This is a genomic window from Solwaraspora sp. WMMA2056 (assembly GCF_030345095.1).
Taxonomy (GTDB): Bacteria; Actinomycetota; Actinomycetes; order Mycobacteriales; family Micromonosporaceae; genus Micromonospora_E.
In genome coordinates this window covers 2,769,788-2,787,962 of record NZ_CP128360.1, presented here as the reverse complement: position 1 = coordinate 2,787,962, position 18,175 = coordinate 2,769,788, and the positions used below count along the sequence as shown (strand labels likewise).

17 protein-coding genes are annotated in these 18,175 nt (G+C 72.0%); 4 read left to right on the top strand and 13 right to left on the bottom strand.

Going from position 1 to position 18,175, the window contains the following annotated elements:
- The first annotated feature begins 173 nt into the window (after positions 1–173).
- Positions 174–929, top strand: coding sequence for a GntR family transcriptional regulator (locus tag O7608_RS12770; protein ID WP_289210165.1), 756 nt, complete (start codon positions 174–176; stop codon positions 927–929).
- Here O7608_RS12770 and O7608_RS12765 read toward each other — a convergent pair.
- From O7608_RS12765 to O7608_RS12740, 6 genes are all read right to left on the bottom strand, one after another.
- Positions 865–3,402, bottom strand: coding sequence for an FAD-dependent oxidoreductase (locus O7608_RS12765; RefSeq protein WP_289210164.1), 2,538 nt, complete (start codon positions 3,400–3,402; stop codon positions 865–867). The two genes, O7608_RS12770 and O7608_RS12765, sit on opposite strands and share 65 nt — an antisense overlap.
- A gap of 71 nt (positions 3,403–3,473) precedes the next feature.
- On the bottom strand, positions 3,474–4,928 hold the full coding sequence (locus tag O7608_RS12760) for an aldehyde dehydrogenase family protein (RefSeq protein WP_289210163.1): 1,455 nt from the start codon (positions 4,926–4,928) through the stop codon (positions 3,474–3,476).
- A gap of 37 nt (positions 4,929–4,965) precedes the next feature.
- Positions 4,966–6,498 carry a glutamine synthetase family protein gene (locus tag O7608_RS12755; protein WP_289210162.1) on the bottom strand — a complete coding sequence of 511 codons (1,533 nt, stop codon included), beginning with the start codon at positions 6,496–6,498 and terminating at the stop codon, positions 4,966–4,968.
- On the bottom strand, positions 6,491–7,870 hold the full coding sequence (locus O7608_RS12750) for a Rieske 2Fe-2S domain-containing protein (RefSeq protein WP_289210161.1): 1,380 nt from the start codon (positions 7,868–7,870) through the stop codon (positions 6,491–6,493). The genes O7608_RS12755 and O7608_RS12750 overlap by 8 nt, the downstream gene beginning before the upstream one ends.
- A gap of 90 nt (positions 7,871–7,960) precedes the next feature.
- Entirely contained in the window at positions 7,961–9,058 is a 1,098-nt protein-coding gene (locus O7608_RS12745; protein WP_289210160.1) for a saccharopine dehydrogenase NADP-binding domain-containing protein, read from the bottom strand.
- A complete protein-coding gene (locus O7608_RS12740) occupies positions 9,055–9,918 on the bottom strand; it encodes a class I SAM-dependent methyltransferase (protein WP_289210159.1) in 864 nt (287 codons plus the stop codon). The genes O7608_RS12745 and O7608_RS12740 overlap by 4 nt, the downstream gene beginning before the upstream one ends.
- Before the next feature lie 123 nt (positions 9,919–10,041).
- Here O7608_RS12740 and O7608_RS12735 point away from each other — a divergent pair, with 123 nt between their 5' ends.
- The gene (locus O7608_RS12735; RefSeq protein ID WP_289210158.1) at positions 10,042–11,028 is read left to right on the top strand and encodes a LysR family transcriptional regulator; all 987 of its coding nucleotides are present in this window, start codon (positions 10,042–10,044) and stop codon (positions 11,026–11,028) included.
- Positions 11,029–11,045: 17 nt separating this feature from the next.
- On the opposite strand, the gene O7608_RS12730 is transcribed toward O7608_RS12735, so the two are convergent.
- Entirely contained in the window at positions 11,046–11,738 is a 693-nt protein-coding gene (locus O7608_RS12730) for a DUF6226 family protein (protein WP_289210157.1), read from the bottom strand.
- A gap of 2 nt (positions 11,739–11,740) precedes the next feature.
- Positions 11,741–12,532, bottom strand: coding sequence for a hypothetical protein (locus tag O7608_RS12725; protein ID WP_289210156.1), 792 nt, complete (start codon positions 12,530–12,532; stop codon positions 11,741–11,743).
- A gap of 109 nt (positions 12,533–12,641) precedes the next feature.
- Between O7608_RS12725 and O7608_RS12720 the strand changes: the two genes are divergently transcribed.
- Entirely contained in the window at positions 12,642–12,998 is a 357-nt protein-coding gene (locus tag O7608_RS12720; RefSeq protein ID WP_289210155.1) for a ribbon-helix-helix domain-containing protein, read from the top strand.
- Between the two features lie 15 nt (positions 12,999–13,013).
- On the opposite strand, the gene O7608_RS12715 is transcribed toward O7608_RS12720, so the two are convergent.
- A complete protein-coding gene (locus O7608_RS12715) occupies positions 13,014–13,931 on the bottom strand; it encodes a DMT family transporter (RefSeq protein ID WP_289210154.1) in 918 nt (305 codons plus the stop codon).
- Here O7608_RS12715 and O7608_RS12710 point away from each other — a divergent pair.
- Complete coding sequence (locus tag O7608_RS12710) at positions 13,930–15,330, top strand: aminotransferase-like domain-containing protein (RefSeq protein WP_289210153.1); 1,401 nt, start codon at positions 13,930–13,932, stop codon at positions 15,328–15,330. The genes O7608_RS12715 and O7608_RS12710 overlap by 2 nt on opposite strands.
- 54 nt (positions 15,331–15,384) lie before the next feature.
- Here O7608_RS12710 and O7608_RS12705 read toward each other — a convergent pair whose 3' ends face one another.
- The 4 genes from O7608_RS12705 to O7608_RS12690 all read right to left on the bottom strand — a co-directional run bounded on the left by O7608_RS12705 (position 15,385) and on the right by O7608_RS12690 (position 18,098).
- Positions 15,385–15,576, bottom strand: a complete 192-nt coding sequence (locus O7608_RS12705) for a DUF397 domain-containing protein (protein WP_421359807.1) — start codon at positions 15,574–15,576, stop codon at positions 15,385–15,387.
- 147 nt (positions 15,577–15,723) lie between these two features.
- Positions 15,724–16,907 (bottom strand): IS3 family transposase gene (locus O7608_RS12700; protein WP_421359974.1). Its coding sequence is split into 2 segments (ribosomal slippage): positions 15,724–16,652 and positions 16,652–16,907, totalling 1,185 coding nucleotides; the frame shifts between segments, so codons are not numbered across the junction.
- A 208-nt stretch (positions 16,908–17,115) separates the two neighbouring features.
- Complete coding sequence (locus O7608_RS12695) at positions 17,116–17,307, bottom strand: DUF397 domain-containing protein (protein WP_289210152.1); 192 nt, start codon at positions 17,305–17,307, stop codon at positions 17,116–17,118.
- Positions 17,298–18,098: a helix-turn-helix domain-containing protein gene (locus O7608_RS12690; RefSeq protein ID WP_289210151.1), complete on the bottom strand. Its 801-nt coding sequence runs from the start codon at positions 18,096–18,098 to the stop codon at positions 17,298–17,300. Before O7608_RS12690 ends, O7608_RS12695 begins: the two co-directional genes overlap by 10 nt.
- Between the last annotated feature and the right edge of the window lie 77 nt (positions 18,099–18,175).

Below are 18,175 nucleotides of genomic sequence, written 5' to 3'. Positions count from 1 at the left end.
ACCGCAGGATGTTTGGATCCAAAACCGGGATCCAAAGGCAAATGTACGGGACCCGCAGCTCTCCGGGCGGGCTTGCTATCGTGACACCCACATCGCACCACTGTGGAGGCGATGGCAGCCGGCCGGACGTCCGGCCGGCTACGCCGTACACCGATCAGACAGGGGCACCGGGCATGCCAGTCAGCTCGACGGAAACGACCAGCAGTGCCCTCGTCGACGCCACCGCCGCCGCCATCCGCGCCAAGATCATGTCTGGCGAGATCCCGATCGGTGCCCAGCTGCGTCAGGCGGAACTGGCCAAGCTGCTCGGCGTCAGCCGGACCCCGGTCCGCGAGGCGCTGCGGCAGTTGCAGACCGGTGGGCTGATCGAGGTGGTGCCGCACCGGGGCGCGGTGGTGCGGGTGCCGGCGCCCTGGGAGGTCCGCGAGGCCTACGAGGTCCGCGCCGAGCTCGAGGCGCTGGCCTGCGAGCGGGCGGTCAGCCGGATCACCGACGACGTCCTCGACGAGCTGCGGGCGGCCAACTCGTTGCTGCGTCGCACCGAGCAGGCGGCCCGGGGCAACATCCCGCAACGACGGGTCGAGGACGACCCGGGGGTCGCCCGCGCCAGGCTGGCCCTGGCGACGTCGACCAACGCCGCGAACGACCGGTTCCACACCCTGATCCACCAGGTCGCCGGCAACGACTGGCTGGCCCGGGTGATCAAGGAGATCAACGAGGCGTTCCCGCGCAACGTCTCCGCGCTGGTGCTGCAGGACAACCCCCGGCACCGCGACGACAACTTCCACGAGCACGAGCGGATCATCGCGGCGCTGGCCGAAGAGGACGGTGAGCGCGCCCGACGCGAGATGCAGGCCCATGTGATCAGCGCCGGTGAGCAGTTGGCTCGCTGGTACGAGCGGCGGTCGGCGACGGTGTTCCGGGGGTGACCGGGTCGGGGCCGGGACCGTCCGGGTCGCCGGGCACGATCCCGGCCACGCCCATCGCCGCCGGGGCGAGGAAGTCCAGGTCCGACCGGGGCACCCCGGTGGCCAGGTCGGCCAGCGCCGCGCCGATCGCCGGGCCGAACTTGAACCCGTGCCCGGAGCAGGCCGCCGCCAGCAGGACCTGCGGATGCGCCGGCAGCGCCCCGACCGCGAACCGGTTGCCCGGCGCCATCGTGTAGCGGCAGGCCACCTCGGCGGTGACCGGGCCGTCGGCGGCCGGCAGGAACCGGCGCGCGACGGTGAGCAACGCGTCGCGCTCGGCGGCGGTGACCGGCCCGGGCGGCCGGGTGAGGTCGTCGACGGGCCCGTGGTCGAAGCCGACCTTGACCGTGTCCGGGCCGTACGCCGGGATGCCGTAGAGCAGCCCGACGCCGGGGACCTCCACCGAGAAGGGGCCGAGCGCCGGCGGGGCCAGCAGCGCCGGGGACGACGAGCCGATGTGGATGTTGACGATCCGTACGACGGAGAGTTGGCCGGCGAGATCCGGCACCAGATCGGCGGTCCACGGGCCGGCGCAGATCACCAGCCGGTCGGCGAGCAGGTCACCGTCGTCGGTGCGCACCCGGACCCCGGCACCGTCGGGGTGCCAGCCGGTGACGGCGCAACCGTCCCGGCGGTCCACCCCGGCGGCGGCACCGAGCGCGGCCAGCGCCGACATCGCGGCTGCCGCGTCGATGACGCCCGCCGCCGGGTCGTGGACGGCGACCATGTCGGCGCCGAGGACCAGGCCGGGCAGGATTCCGGCGGCCTGGTTGGCGTCGACCAGCATGCACCCCGGGCCCCGCAGCGTGCCGCTGGACCGGGCCGGCCGGGCGTAGAGCCCACCGACGGTGGTGACCAACCGGCGATCGGCGGCCTGCTCCAGCTCGTGCCAGCCGGTGTACGCCCGCTGCACCAGGTCGTCCCAGACCGGCGACGGGTAGGCGCGCCGGATCATCCGGGTCCGCCCGTGCGACGAGCCGTCGGTGTGGTCGGCCGGGTGCCGGTCGAGCTGCACCACCCGGACCCCCCGGGCGGCCAGCGACCAGGCGGCGCTGCGGCCGTGGATGCCGGCGCCGACCACCACCACGTCGGCGTGCCGGTCGGTGCCGGTGACCAGGGCAGGGGCGGCACCGGTGGCAAGGGTGCCGGAGCTGGGGCCGGGGGGCGGGGCGACGACCGGCGACGGCGGCGCCGGTTCGGGCGTCGTCACCTGCCCGGCGGCGGGCGGGACCGGGCGGGCCAGCTGGGTGAGCAGCGCGTCGATGTCACTGTCGTCGTTGTAGACGTGCACCGAGGCGCGGACCACGGCCGGCAGGCCGCGTCGACCCAGGTCCCACTGCCCGTGGCTGGCCGGCACGGCGACCAGGTGCAGGCCGGCGGCCCGTAGGGTGCGTACCGTCTGTGCCGGTTCCTCGCCGTCGCGGACGAACGTGACGATGCCGCCGCCGGCCGCCGGCGGGTCGACCACCCGCACCCCGGCGAGCCCGGCCAGGCCGGCGCGCAACCGGGCGGCCAACCCGCTGACGTACGCCGAGATCACGTCGACGCCGATGGCGAGCGCCTCGGTGAGGGCGGCGCCCAGACCGAGCCGCAACGCGTGCGACGCTTCCCAGGTCTCGTAGCGTCGCGCGCCGGGCAGCAGGTCGTACTCCTCGTCGCTGGTCCACCGGGCACCCCGTACGTCCGGGGTCAGTGGGCGGGCCTGCTCGTGCAGCGCCGGGTCGAGGTAGAGCAGCCCGGTGCCGCGCGGACCCCGCAGGAACTTGCGGCCGGTGGCGACCACGATGCCGGCCCGCATCGCCCGTACGTCGACCGGCAGTTGACCCACCGACTGGGTCGCGTCGACCAGCAGCGGCACCCCGGCGGCGGCAGACAGGGCGCCGACCTGTGCGACGGGCTCGATCAACGCCGACGAGGTCGGTACGTGGGCCACCGTGACCAGCGCCGCCGGTCGGCGCAGGGCCTGCTCCAGCTGGTACAGGTCGACACCGCCGGAGTCGTCGGTGGGCAGCACCTCGACGACGATGCCCCGGGTGCGGCGCAGTTCGAGCAGGTGCAGCGCCGAGCTGACGTAGCTGGACGCCGAGGCGAGGATCCGGTCCCCGGCCTGCAGCCGCAGCGCGTCGATCGCCCGGTGCCAGGCGACGGTGGCGCTCTCCACCAGGGCGATGTCGGCGGCGGAGGCGCCAATGAGATCGGCGACGAGCTGGTACACCTGGGCGGTTCGCTCGCCGGCGGCCTCGGCGGCCTCGTAGCCGCCGAGGCGGGACTCCAGCCGCAGGTGGGCGATGACCGTGTCGAGCACGGTGAGGCTGGGCAGAGCGGCACCGGCGGAGTTGAGGTGGTGCGCCAGGGCCGCACCGGGGGTGGCGGCGCGCAGGGCGGCGACGTCCAGGGCGGAGCGAACGCCGATCTGGGATGCGGTGTCTGTCAAAGTGGATCCCATCAGTGTTCAGGGCGGTGCCCGTACCGGCCGCAGCGGTCGACCGGTGCCGGCACCGCCGGTCAGAGCGCGACCACGACGCCCTTGCGTTCGCAGTACGAGTACAGGGCGTCGTCGCCCAGGTCCCGGCCCAGACCGGAGTCACCGACCCCGCCGAAGGACAGCGCCGGGTCGAAGATGTTGTACGTGTTCACCCAGACCGTGCCGACCCGCAGCGCGGCGGCCATCCGGTGGGCGCGGGACAGGTCCCGGGTCCACACCCCGGCCGCCAGCCCGTACGCCGTGTCGTTGCCGATCGCGACGGCCTCGTCCTCGTCGTCGAAGGCGATCACCCCGGTCACCGGCCCGAAGATCTCCTCCCGGGCGATGACCATGTCGTTGCGGACCCCGGTGAACAGGGTCGGCTCGACGAAGTAGCCGGGCCGGTCCGGCACCCCGCCGCCGACGGCGACCGTGGCGCCCTCCCGGATGCCGGTCTCGATGTAGGACAGCACCTGCTGCCGCTGCTCCTCGGAGACCAGTGGGCCGACGGTCACCCCGCCGTCGAGACCGTTGCCGACCGGCACCCGGCGGGTCGCCTCGGCCAGCCGCTCGGTCATCTCGTCCAGGATGGAACGTTGCACCAGCAGCCGGCTGCCGGCGGTGCACATCTGGCCGGAGTGGCCGAACGACGCCCGCATCGCGGTCAGCACGGCGGCGTCCAGGTCGGCGTCGGCGAAGACGATGTTCGGGCTCTTGCCGCCCAGCTCCAGGGTGAGCCGCTTCATCGTCGGCGCCGCGCCGGCCATCACCACCCGGCCCACCTCGGTGGACCCGGTGAACGACACCTTCGCCACGCCGGGGTGGGCCACCAGGGCCGCGCCGACCTCACCGTCGCCGGTCAGCACGTTGAAGACCCCCGGCGGTACGCCGGCCTCGGCGGCCAGCGCCGCCAGCCGCAGCATGGTCAGCGGGGTCTGTTCGGCCGGTTTGACCACGATCGGGCAGCCGGCGGCCAGCGCCGGAGCGATCTTGAAGCTGCCGGTCATGATCGGGAAGTTCCACGGCAGGATCAGCGCCGCGACGCCGACCGGCTCCAGCACCGTGTAGACGTGGTGGGCACCGCCGTCGATCGGCACCACCGTGCCGGTGAGCCGGCTGGTGGCCCCGGCGAAGTGCCGGAAGGCGCGGGCCGCCGCGCCGGTGTCCGCCCGGGACCGCTCGATCGGCTTGCCATTGTCCCGGGTCTCCAGCACCGCCAGCTCTTCGAGGTGCGCCTCGATCAGGTCGGCCAGCCGGTGCAGCACCCGGGTGCGCTCCAACGGGGCCAGCCCGCTCCAGCGCCGGTCGGCGTACGCCCGGGTGGCGGCGGCCACGGCGGCGGCCACGTCGTCGGCGGTGGCCTGGGCGACCCGGCTGATCACCGCACCGTCCGACGGGTCCCGCACCTCGATCAGGGTGCGCTGCCCCGGCGCGATCCACTCGCCGTCGACGTGGAACGGCTCCAGCTCGGCCAGCGGGGCGACGGATGACGGCATCGACGGCTCCTTCTAGATCAGGTCGAAGTACTCGCGGTCAGATCAGATCGAAGTACTCGCGCTGCTCCCAGTCGGAGACGTACGCGAGGTAACGGGCGAACTCACGGCGCTTGAGCGTCAGGTACCAGGAGACCACCGGGTCGCCGAGGGCGGCGGCGAACGCCGGATCGGCCGCCAACGCGGTCAACGCCTCGGCCAACGAGGTCGGCAGCCGGGGCGCGTCGGCCGCGTACGGATCCTCCACCGCAGGGGGTGGGGCGAGTCGCCGCTCGATCCCGTCCAGGCCGCTGATCAGCTGCGAGGCGATGTAGAGGTACGGGTTGGCGGCCGGCTCGCCGCAGCGGTTCTCCAGCCGTACGCCGGTGTCGGAGCCGGCACCGACGGCCCGCACCATGGCCCCTTTGTTGTCGATCCCCCACACCACCCGGTCCGGGGCGAGCGAGAACGGCAGGTAGCGCTTGTAGCCGTTGACCGTCGGGGTGGCGAACGCGGCGGCCGCGCCGGCGTGCTCCAGCAGCCCGGCCAGGTAGTGCCCGGCGACCGGCGAGAGCGCCTCGCCCGGTGTGGTCGGGTCGAAGACCGCCGCGCCGGAGTCGACAGCGCGCAGCGACTGGTGCAGGTGCCAGCCGGTGGAGGCGGTCTCGGCACCGGCCGGCCGGGACATGAACGTGGCGTGGTAGCCGTGCCGGCGACACAGCTGGCGGATCGCCGAGCGGGCCAGCAGCACCTGGTCGGCGGCGTCGGCGGCGTCCCCGGCGGTCAGGGTGATCTCGAACTGGCTCGGCCCGAACTCCAGCTCCAGTGACCGCAGCGGCAGGTCGAGCCGGGTCAGCCCGTGGTGCAGCAGCTGGACGAGGTCGTCGGCGCGGTCCAGGCCGTCCTCGTGCAGCAGCTGCGCGCCCCGGCTGACCGGCCGCACCACGCTGGGCCGACCGGGCGCGGCGGGGCGGCCCACCTGGTCGGCGTCGAGTCCGCCGTCGGGGCGGGCGTCGGCGGCGAACACGTGGAACTCCAGCTCCACGCCGACGGTCATCGCGTACCCGGCGGCGGCCAGCCGGCCGAGCTGACCGCGCAACAGGCTGCGGGTGCACAGCGGCACCGGCGAGCCGTCCGGCAGTCGCAGGTCGCACAGCACCCAGCCGGTCCGCTGCGCCCACGGCAGCACCCGGAACGTGGTCGGGTCCGGCACCAGCACCAGGTCACCGGCACCGGCGAAGCCGGGCACGCCGACCTGCGGGTCGGCGGCGAAGACCGGGAAGACCGACGCCCCGGACGGGTCCTTGAGCAGCAGCGACGACGGGACGGTCACCCCGGAGCGCAGGGCCGCGCCGGCCGCCGCCCGGGTCAGCGTCTTGCCGCGCAGTACGCCGTGCTGGTCGGCGAAGGAGAACCGGATCAGCTCGATGCCCAGCTCGTCGACGACCCGGCGCAGTTGGCCGGCGGCGGCGTACTGGGCGTCGGTCCACAGCTGGTGGCGGTCGATGAAGCCGCCCCGGTCGGCGGCGAGCATCGGCAGCGCACGCTGCCCGTCGCCGCCGTCGGCGACCGCGCGTTCGTCGACGCTACGCATCGGCGGCCATCCCGGTGCCGCCGGTCGCACCGGTCGGTCCGACCGGACCGGCCACCTCGGCCCGGCCGGCGGCCCATGGGGAGTCGGCCCGGCGCTGTGCCTCACGGTCGCGCCAGGTCTGTTCCCAACCGTCGGTCGGGGCGACGGTGTCGACGGCCAACGGGCCGGTGAGCGCGGCGGCGGCGGTCTCGTCGGCGGGGCGGGCCGGGACCGGGTTGCCGGCTTCGAAGGCGTCGATGGCGCGCAGCAGCAGCCGACGGTTGGCGGTGACGGCCCGGTCGGAGACGCCGAGCCGCTCGACGGTGCGGTCCTGGATCGGCCCCATGCTCTCCACCGCCCACTGGTCGTGGACGTTGATGTCCAGGCCCATCCCGGTGTAGGTCAGGTCGCGCTGCTCGGCCGGGTCGAAGCCCCAGTTGTTGGCCCGGTTGCGCAACGGCCGGTAGTCCGGCAGGGAGACCTCGGCGAGCCGCTGGGCGAGCAGGGTCTCCTTGTCGGTCGGCTCGGCGAAGTCGTAGAAGATCATGTACCAGTAGTGGTGGTGGTCGTCGATCGGCACGTGCCACTGGCAGAAGACCTTGCTGTTGCCGAACGGCACCACGAACGCGTTGGGGAAGACCAGGTTCGTGATGCGTACGTGCCGGATCTCGTCGGTGAGCTGGCGCAACGCGTACACCCGCAGGCCGTGCTCGGCCTGCTCGACCTCGATGTCCGGCCGGTCGGCGTCGCCGACCAGCTTGGACAGCTTCTGCCCGGTGCCGGCGACCTCCTCACTGAACTGCTGGCCGTAGACGTCACGCGGATCTTCGTTGATGAACCGGTGCAGGAAGGAGACGTGGCTGGGGTCGATGCCGCCCTCGACGCCCTGCAGCCAGTTGCACTCCCACAGCCCTTTGAAGGCGAAGGTGTACTCGTCGGGGGCCTGGAAGCAGTCGTAGTGCGGCATCGGCGGCGGGTCGCCCTCGCCGAGGTAGGCGAAGATGATCCCGTTGCGCTCGACGCACGGGTAGCTGGGGATGCGGACCTTGCTGGCGAAGGTGCTGTGCGGTGGCTCGGCCGGCTGTTCCAGGCAGCGCCCGTCCGGTCCGTACAGCCAGCCGTGGTAGAGGCAGCGCAGCCCGCCGTCCTCGTGCCGGCCGTACGCCAGGTCGACGCCCCGGTGCGCGCAGAACCGGCCGACCAGCGCCCAGCCGCCGTCGGCACGTTTGAACAGCACCAGGTCCTCGCCGAGCAGCCGGACCGGGTTGACCGGTCGCTGCGGGTCCAGCTCCGAGACCAGCGCCGCCGGCTGCCAGTACGCGCGCATCAGCCGCCCGAGTGGGGTGCCCGGCCCGGAACGGGTGATCCGCTCGTTCTCCTCACGGCGCAGCATGGGCACCCCTTCCAGCTAGGCATCCGATCCGACGAGCATTGGATCCAATCCTGGCATAGATGTTGGCATCGCGGTAGGTGCGGCATCCCGCTATCTACGAATCGCGGACGGTAGCTCCATCGTCACGCCGTACCGGCGCAGCTCCGCCACCAGCTCCGGCAGGCCGGTCAGCTGGTCGATGTGCAGCACCCCGGCCGGCAGCCTGGCCGGCAGCCCGGCCGGTACCCCGGTGCCGCCGGTCAGTACCTGCCGGGCGACCACCGCCGCGACCGCCCCGGTGACCTGACTCGTGCCGCGCCCGACCACCGCCCGCGTCACCGCCGGCCCCCTCGATGCACTGGCGCTCGCCCGCACCACGAACCGGTCGGCACCGACCCTTGCCCCGACCAGGGCCGACACCAGTAGGTCGTTCAGCCGCAGCCGACGGGCCAGCCGAAACAGCCCGGACGACCGACCAACGAACAGCGTCCACGTCAGAACCCTGGAGTCCAGGCACATCCGGGTGGTGGCCCGGACGCCGTGCCGGGCCGCCAGGACATGCTGATCCGAGAACGGGAAAGGAAAGACGGTACGGCGTCCGACCCCCGGCAGCTCGACCCGGGCCCGACGCGGCCGGTCGGCACCGGCACCGGTCCTACCGGCCGACGCGGTCGCGGCCTGCTCGACGATCCACCGGACCGAGTCACGGCCGTGCGGATCGCCGGTGCCGAGCATCAGCGTCAGCTCCACAGTGTCCGCTGCGGGCAGCTCCCGCAGGCACTCGTCGGCGAGCAGGTTCGTCAGGCCGGGAGCCACGCCGACGCTGAGCACGACGGTCGATCCGGTACGGACGGCGTGCCGGTCGAGGTCGGTGAGCGGCCGCAGCAGCTGCGGCGAGGCGGTGACGTCGACGCAGTGGACGCCTCGGCGTACCGCCTCCTGCGCTACCGCCACGTTCGCCCGCTCCACCGCCATCACCACCAGCGCCGCGTCCGCGAGCAGTCGGGCACGGTCGGCCGCCGACGTCACGTCGACCTGCCGCCAGGTGGTGCCGCCCCCGATGGCTTCGGCCGCCCGCGCCGCCCGCGCCGGATCCCGACCCGCCACCACCACCCGGCCGGGAAACCATCCCGCCAGCATGCTCGCGGTCGCGTGGCCGACCGCCCCGTACCCGCCGACCACGACGACCTTGCCGGCCTGGGAGGTCACCGGTCCCCCTCCGGCCGGGTCGCCGTGACCAGCCAGTACGCCCCAGGCAGTGCCACCCCGTCCGGCCCCAGGTAGGGACGCAGACCGGCGGTCAGCCGTTGCCGGGCCCGGGCAACGGTCAGACTCCCCTGCTCCAGCAACGCCCGCACTGGCCCGGTGCCGATGACGAACTCGACCGCCCCGGCCACGTCGACGCCGTACGTCATCGGTGCCGCGACCGGCTCCGGACGGATGTCGACGAAGCCAGCGGCCGTCAGCACCTCGGTCACCCGGCCCGGCTCGGCCAACGAGAACATCCCCGACTCCGGCAGCGGCCCGTTCTCGGTACCGTGCAGGGCCATCTGCGGCACCCGGTACCAGGCGTTGCGCCGCGCCGGCTGCGGGCAGACGAAGGCAAGTCGGCCACCCCGGCGCAGCGCCCGCCTGATGTTGCCGAAGGCGGCGACCGGGTCGGCAAAGAACATGATCCCGAATCGGCTGATCGCCACGTCGAACGACTCGGCGGTGAACGGATGGACCTGCGCGTCGCCGTACTCGAAGGTGATGTTCGTCAGGCCGTCGCTGGCGGCGAGGGTCCGAGCCTGGTCGAGCATCGGACCGGAGAGGTCGATGCCGACGACCGTACCGCCGTCTGATCCACCCAGTCCGTCGGTGACGGCGCGGGCCGCTCGACGAGTGGTGCCCCCGTTGCCGCAACCGATGTCGAGCACCCGGTCTCCGACGCGGATGCCGGCAGCGGTCAGCAACGGCTCGTCCAACACCGAATGCATCGCTTCGATGCGCTCGGGCTGGCGTGCCCAGTGGGCACCCTCCGGACCGCTCCACGACTCGGCCTGCGCGGAGTTGACGATCCTGGTCATAGGTCCTCCAGAGCGTGTAGTGCGCGCCCGCCGGCACCGCCGGTCGGCTGTCTCCTCCTACGCTGTCGCCACCAAGCCATAAGCACAAATGCCGATTGATCCTGCCTGCCATAAGCTGAAGGCATGCTTGACACCTGGTCTCTGCGAGTGCTCGTCGAGGTCGCCGAGCAGCAGTCGTTCTCCGCAGCGGCGCACGCGCTCACGATGACCCAGCCGGCGGTCTCCCGACAGATCGCCGGGCTGGAGCGCCGGCTCGGCGTACCGCTGTTCCGCCGACTGCCCCGTGGCGTACGGCCGACCTCGGCCGGCATCGCCGCCGTCGAACAGGCCCGCGAGGTGCTCGCCCGGCTGCGGGATCTGGAGTCACGGGTGGCGGCCTTCGGTGGACTGGCCGGCGGCGAACTACGCATGAGCGCCTTCGCCAGCGCCAACACGACCCTCGTTCCGGCGGCGATCAGCCGGTTCCGCGCCCGACACCCCGACGTCGCGCTGCGGCTGATCACCATCGACCCTGCCGCCTCGCTGCACGCGGTCGCCGACGGCCTCGTCGACCTCGCGTTACTCACCGAGTGGCAGTTGTGGGCCGACCCGGCGGCGGCCCGCACAGCCGCCGACCCGGCCGGTGTCCCGCACACCGTGGTCGAGGGCGTCGACCTGGTCGCCCTGGTCGCAGAGGAGCTGCAGGTCGCGCTACCCGCGACGCACCCACTGGCCGGCAAGAAGCGGGTGCACCTGCCCGACCTGGCGGACGAGACATGGATCGATGGCGCCTACCCGGACTGTCTCGGCCCGCTCACCACACTGGCCACGGCCCTCGGTGGCCCGCCCCGGATCGCGTTCCACTGCGACGACTGGCACGGCAAGCAGGCCCTCGTCGCCGCCGGAGCGGGCGTCATGCTGGTGCCGACGCTGGCCAGCGGCACGACCCGTACGGGTGTGGTGCTGCGACCGACCAGCCCGGCCCTGCCCCGGCGGAAGCTCTTCGCCGCCATGACCGCCCCACCGTTCCGCCCACCGGCGGTCACCGCGATGCTTGCCATGGTCCGCGACCTGGTCGACGCCGGCCCGCTCTCGCCCGAGGACGAGGCGGTCCACCACGGTCACGAATAGGTGATGCCGATGCCGGCTCAGCCGAACCACGGACCGCCGACGAACGCCTCGGAGCGCTCCGGCAGCCGGACGTCCTGGCCATCCGCCAGTCGGCGGCACAGCTCCATCAGCTGGCGGTGGTCCGGGCCCCGACCCGCGCCGCCCGACTCACCGCCGTCCGGGTGCCACCGCGCGTACCAGCCCGCACCGCGCAGCAGCACCATCGGGCCGGCGACGACCTGACCCACCCAGCTGTCGATCGCGTCGAGCAGGTCCTGTGAGCCGTGGTCGCAGGCGTCGCAGCCGCAGTCCGGCAGCATGCCGACCGCCGTTCCGGGCCGCGCGACGTCGACGTGCAGCACCGGCAGTGTTCCCTCGGCCCGGTCGGGGGCCCGGTCGAGTGGGGCGTCGCGCTCCAGCAGCAGCAACGGCAGGGTGCCCGGCCTGGCCGGGGTGATCCGCACGCCACGGTCGAAGGTACCGAGCGATCCCTCGACGTCGCGCGACCCCGACCCGAGCACGTCGACGACGACGCCGGTCCGGTCGCCGAGCACGTCGGCCCACACCCGGGCACGGGCGTGCACGATCGCGTACCGGCCCGGGTCGGTGACCCGCGAATACTCCTCCTCGGGTGGCGAGTCCATCCCGGCGTGCGGGTTCGGCCAGGCCGGCAGACCCAGCCGGTCGTACGCGGCCGTCACCCGCGCCCGCAGCTCGTCGACACTCGTCACGGCTACGACGATAGGTCGCCGGGGCGCGGCACCCACCAGTCCCCGAGGATCCCGTTCAGGACCATGGTGAGGAAGCTGATCAGGAACGCCGCGAGCAGACCGGTCCCGAAGCCGAGAAGCCCGGAACGTCGGCGCGGCGTACCGCCGTCGAGGAGGCCGAGGGGCGCGGTCGCCGTACCCGTCCAGGGCCGGTCCACCGCCAGCCAGAACAACAACCCGAGCCCGTACGGGACGAGGTAGACCAGCCAGAACCAGTACCAGCGGGTTCCGGTGGCCGGGGCCGGACCGCCGACGATGACGGCGAGGCAGACGACGCCCAGGACGAAACCGGCCCCGAGGCCGATCGAACCGGCCGGCTGGACGCCGCCCACCCGTTGTTCCAGACCGGCGGCGCGCAGATCGCGGGCGAGGGCGGCAGCACCCGGGCCGCTGAAACCCTCGTCGTCGACGACGGCCCCCGCCAGGGCGACCTGACCGAAGACGTCCGCGTCGGTCCAGTGCACCCGACCATCTGCGGTACGCCACACGAACAGTGGGCCGAGGTCGCCGGAGGAGCGCAGCGGTGCCTGACCGAACCAGGTGCCGGGCCGGCGGTCCCAGTTGTCACCCCACTGGTACGCCATCACCCGGCCGGCTGCCACGTCGGCCCTCGCCTGCTCATAGCTCTGCTGGCGAGGTGTCGTCCACCAGGCGGTCCCCGCCGCGACCAGCCAGAGCAGGACCAGGGCGAGCCGCAGTACGTCCCACCACCGCCACCGGATCAGGGACAGTGTGCCGCGTAGACCGTCGCCCATGGACGCATTCTCGCAGCGCCGCTCCAGGCGCCGCTGGCCTCGTCGAGGAGCATTCAGACGCTCCGTACCATGGCGGCGCGGACCTGGACGAGTGGAGGAGGCGGGTCCTGTGAGCGAGCCGGACTTCGACCGGATGACCAAGGACGAGGTCATCGCCTGGTTTCAGAACACCGACAGCCTGGCGCCGGTCATCAGGTCGGTGACCCCTGCGCCGGCGACCGGTCCTGCACCGGAGGCACCGATGATGCTGGTGAGCATCCGGCTGCCCGTGGCGCTCGTCGAGCAGCTCGACCGTCTCGCCGAGGAGTCGACGGCCCGCCGGTCCGATGTCATCCGCGAGGCTCTGACGGGATACGTGGCCGGCCGCACCGCACCCGTCGGCCGGCACGAGGCTGAGCAGGCTCTCGACGTGCTCCGCCGCATCGTCACCGCACACACCAACGAGGGCCACGCCGACGCAGCGTGACGGCGGTCGCCGGTGTCAGCCGACGCGCGCTCGCTGGTACTGGGTCAGGACCACGCAGGCCAGCACCCCCAGCGCGGTCATGATCGAAGCGCCGCTGACCGTCTCGCCAAGCAGCACGGCGGACCAGAGCAGGGTGAGCACCGGCTGGGCGAGCTGAACCTGACCGACCCGGGCGACACCACCCCGGGCCAGCCCGGCGTACCAGGCGAAGAAGCCCAGGAACATCGAGACCACGGTCAGGTAGCCGAACGCCGACCAGGTCACGGCGTCGGCGTGCGGCAGCCGGTTCACGGCGACGACCAGCGTCACGGCCACCGTGACCGGCAGTGACAGCAGCAGCGCCCAACAGATCGTCCGGGCACCACCGAGTTCACGGGCGAGCGCGCCGCCCTCGGCGTACCCGAGACCACACAGGACGACCGCGACGAGCAGAAACAGGTCGGCGGCGGTCAGCGCGCCGCGTACCGCGCCGCCGGCGGCCAGGAAACCGAGCACCGCGAGCAGCCCGCCGCCGGCGGCGGCCCAGAACAGCGGTGGTGGGCGCTCCCCCGCCCGTACCACCGCGAACACGGCGGTGACCGCCGGCAGTACGGCGATGACGACTGCGCCGTGCGCGGACGGCTGGGTGGTCAGCGCCAGCGAGGTGAACAGCGGGAACCCGACGACGACGCCGAGGGCGACGACCGACAGCCGCCGCCACTGGCTGCGGGTGGGTCGCGGGGCGCGGGTGAATCCGAGGTACGCCCAGGCGAGCAGCGCCGCGCCGACGGCTCGGCCGAAGGCGACGAACCACGGGTCGAGTTGGTGGACGGCGACCCTGGTGGCGGGTAGCGACATGCTGAACGCGAGCACCCCCAGCGCGCCGAGGGCGAGCCCGGTGAGCCGGTCCGCTGTTACCGGCCGGACCACAGTAACGCTACTCTTAGCTTTCATGAATGACGGTAACGCAGCCGACCGTGTTATCCAAGATCTGCTCCGGATGGTCGCCGCGGCGGCCCCTGGGACGCGGCTGCCCTCAGTGCGCGAGCTGACCGCCCGACACGGTGCCTCACCGGTGACCGTCGCCGAGGCGGTCCGGCGTCTGGTTGCCCGTGGGCTGGTCGAGGCGCGTCCCGGCAGAGGCACCTTCGTCGCCGCCGGCCCCGACGACCGGCACTCGCCTGAGGCAGCACCCGACCTGGCCTGGCAGACGGTGGCGCTCGGTGCCCGCCGGCCAGGTGAGGACGAGATGCAGGCGCTGCTGGCGTTGCCGAGGCCCGGCGCGATCGCGCTGACCGGCGGCTACCTGGACGCGGAGCTGCAGCCGGCGGCGGCGCTCGGCGCGGCACTGGCCCGGGCCGCCCGCCAGCCCGCTGCCTGGCAACGCGGCCCAGTCGAGGGGCGGGAGGATCTGCGTGCCTGGTTCGCGCGGGCGACCGGCGGCAGGCTACGCACCGACGACATGATCATCTGTTCGGGCGGGCAGGCCGCGCTCTCCACCGCGTTGCGGGCGCTCGTCGCGCCCGGTGACACGCTGCTCGTCGAATCCCCGACGTACCTCGGAGCGTTGGCCGCCGCCCGCGCGAACGGGCTGCAGGTGGTGCCGGTGCCGGCCGACCCCGACGGCGTACGCCCAGACCAGCTCGCCGCCGCGTTCGCCCGCACCGGCGCGCGGCTGTTCTACTGTCAGCCGCTGCACGCCAACCCGACCGGGGCGACACTGGCTGCGCACCGCCGGGCGGCGGTCATGACAGCGGTACGCGACGCCGGAGCGTTCCTGATCGAGGACGACTACGCCCGCGACCTCACCATCGACGGCGAAGCTCCGCCGCCGCTCGCCGCCGACGACGTCAACGGGCACGTGGTCTACCTGCGGTCGCTGACCAAGTCCGCCGCACCCGGCCTGCGGATAGCCGCGATCGGCGCGCGCGGACCGGCCGGTGCCCGGCTGCGGGCCGCCCGGCTGCTCGACGACCTCTTCGTCGCCGGCCCACTGCAGCAGGCCACTGTGGAGCTGGTGACCGCCCCGGCCTGGCCACGGCACCTGCGCGGGCTGCGTACCGCCCTCCGGGTCCGGCGGGACGCGTTGTTGGCCGCGCTGCGCCGGCACCTGCCCGACCTCGTCCCCGCCACGGTCCCGCGTGGCGGGCTGCACCTGTGGGTGACGCTGCCCGACGGCACCGACGATGTCGCACTGGCTGCCGCAGCCGCAGCCGAGGGCGTAGTCGTCTTCCCGGGCCGTCCCTGGTACGCGGCCGAACCACCGGCACCGCATCTGCGGCTGACGTATGCCGCCGCCCCACCCGACCAGATGGACGAGGCCGCCCGCCGCCTCGCCACGGCAGCCGGGTAAGCAGCCGGCGGCCCTGCACCACGTCCGGTATGGGCTGTCGCCGTGCTGGCCGGGTCAGCTGGCCTTCGTCAGTTCGACGAACGCCGACCACGCAGCCGAACCGAACGTCAACGTCCCACCGTCGCGGTCCTTCGTGTCCCGGACCAGGACCCGCCCCGGCAGGTTGTCCGCCACCTCGATGCAGTTGCCGCCCTGCCCGTTGGATCGGGAGGACTTGCGCCAGCTCGGCTCCCGGGCCATGGCCATGTCTCCACCACTTCCTTGATTATCCTCACCGCCGCCGAGTGCGGCAGCGCCTCGCTCCGCATAGCGTCCCATCGGACGTGAAGGCCGCAAAGTCGTTGGGATACTGAGGGGCCTCGCGTTTTCCGGACAGTGGTTCGGCCGGTTCTTTCACGCCGCGATTTGAAGGTTCTCGAACTCTGCGTGGACTTCCCGGGGAGGTCGGTAGCCCACCGCTGAATGCAGACGCTGACGATTGTACCAGAATTCGATGTAGGCAGTAACGTCCCGGCGTGCCGCCTCACGAGTGGGATACTTCACACGCGACACGCGTTCGTTCTTCAGCGCACCGAAGAACGATTCCGCCATCGCATTGTCGAAACAAGTTCCGGTCCGGCCAGCAGATCGCCGCAACCTCAGATCCCGCAGCGTTCTGCCGTAGTCGTCCGACATGTAGTTGCTGCCCCGGTCCGAATGAAAGATGGCGTTCTTCCTGAGTTCGCGATTCCGGGCGGCGTTACGGATGGCGCGGGATATCAACGGCGTCTGGTAGTGGTCGTCCATCGCGTATCCGATGACTTCCTTCGTGCAGCAGTCGATGACGGTCGCCAGATACAGCCACCCCTCGCCGGTCGGGATGTACGTGATGTCGCCGACGAGCTTCTCGCCAGGCGCGTCGGCGGTGAACTCCCGGCCGACGAGGTCAGGCACCGTGCCGGACGACGACTGGGTGAGACCCCACCGCCTCGGGCGGGGCTGGCACGGCACGAGCCCGAGCTCGCGCATCAGCTGGCGGACGAGTTCCGGCCCGGCGGACACGCCCTGGCGCCGCAGTTGCGCGTGGACACGTCGATGCCCGTAGGTGCCGTCGGACGCGGCGAACACCTCCTCGATGGCCGATCGAAGGTGGGCGCGGCGGGTGGCGGTCGCGGAGTCGGGGCGGGTTCGCCATTCGTAGTATCCGGACCTGGACACGCCGAGTTGTTCGCACATGAAGTCGACGGGGTAGGCGTACTTCGCGGTGTCGAGTCGCATCGTCTCGATGAACTCGTACAAGCTCGTTACCGAGGGTCCTTCGCGAAGTACGCCGCGGCTTTTTTCAGGAAGCTGTTCTCCATTTCGAGTTCCCGGTTGCGACGTTCGAGTTCCTTCAGTCGAGCGCGCTCGTCGACGCCGATCGGTGGGCTGTCCTGGGCGCCGCTGTTTTCCCGCCGGTACTGGCGGACCCAGGAACGGAGCGTCTCCGGGTGAACGTCGATCTCCCGGGCAACCTGCGACACTGGCTTGTTCGACTGTAGAACGAGTTGCACTGCTTCTTCACGGAACTCTGGGGTGTATGAGCTTATGCGTGCCATCGCGCTTCTTCCCTCGACTTTCCTTACAGGGTAACCTTATTGGCTCCCTGTCCGGAATCCTCGGGGCACCTCATACATCAAGGAGTACGGCATCACGTCACTGGGAGCACCATGTGCGTACCTCGGGCCGAGGCCTGGGGCACGGGCAGTTCGCTCAGTGACGGCCCCGCACCACATCCGGTACGGGGCCGTCGCCGTGCCGGTCGCGTCAGCTGGCCTTCGTCAGTTCGACGAACGCCGACCACGCAGCCGAACCGAACGTCAACGTCCCACCGTCGCGGTCCTTCGTGTCCCGGACCAGGACCCGCCCCGGCAGGTTGTCCGCAACCTCGACGCAGGTAGACCCACCGTTGCCGGATCGACTTGACTTCCGCCAGCTCGGCTCCCGGGTCATGTCCATGTCTCCGCCACTTCCTTGATCATCCTCACCGCCGCCGAGTGCGGCAGCGCCTCGCTCCGCATAGCGTCCCATCGGGCGTGAAGGGCCGCAATGTCGTTCGGTCGGTCGGTGATCCCTGCCTCCAGGGCCGCATCAATGTGGGCGGCCTCGGTGCCCTCCGTACTCCGGGCCAGGATGAACGCCCCCGCCAGCCCGGCATGTGGTCCGGCTCCGGAGGGGATCACCTGTAGGTGTACATGGGGCATCTCTGACACCTTCAACAAGCGCTCGTACTGCTCGCCCATCACCGCGGCGTCCCCCACGGTTCGCCGGAGTGCCTGCTCGTCGACTACGAAGAACGCCATGGGAGGCGTCGGTTCACGGCACAACACCGCCTGCCTGTCCATCCGCGACGACAGCCGCTGCTCGATTTCCACCGCCGTCAGCAGTCCACCCCATGAGAGAACCGCACGCGCGTACGCCTCGGTCTGCAGCAACCCGGGGATGAGACTTGGCTCGAACCAGCGCAGCACCGCAGCCTCGCGCTCGATCTCGATCCACTCACGGAGCCAAACGGGGGCGGATTCACTGAGCACGAAGTTCTGATAGAAGTGCAGGAAGGTTGTCCCGTAACGTCCATCGACCCTAGCGAGGTAGTCCGGCAGTGCCGCACGGTTGCCACGCTCAATAGCACTGACATGCTGCGCCGAGTATCCGATGCTGGCACCCCACTGTTCCTGGGTCAGCCCTGCCGACTCCCGGAAGCACCGAAGACTCATGATCAAATACTCGCTCGGGCTCATCGGTTTCATGTTCTTCAGGCTCTCCTCAGGACCATGGGGCGATTCTTCAGACAGGACGCTCTTCTCTCCGTGACAGCTGCTGCACT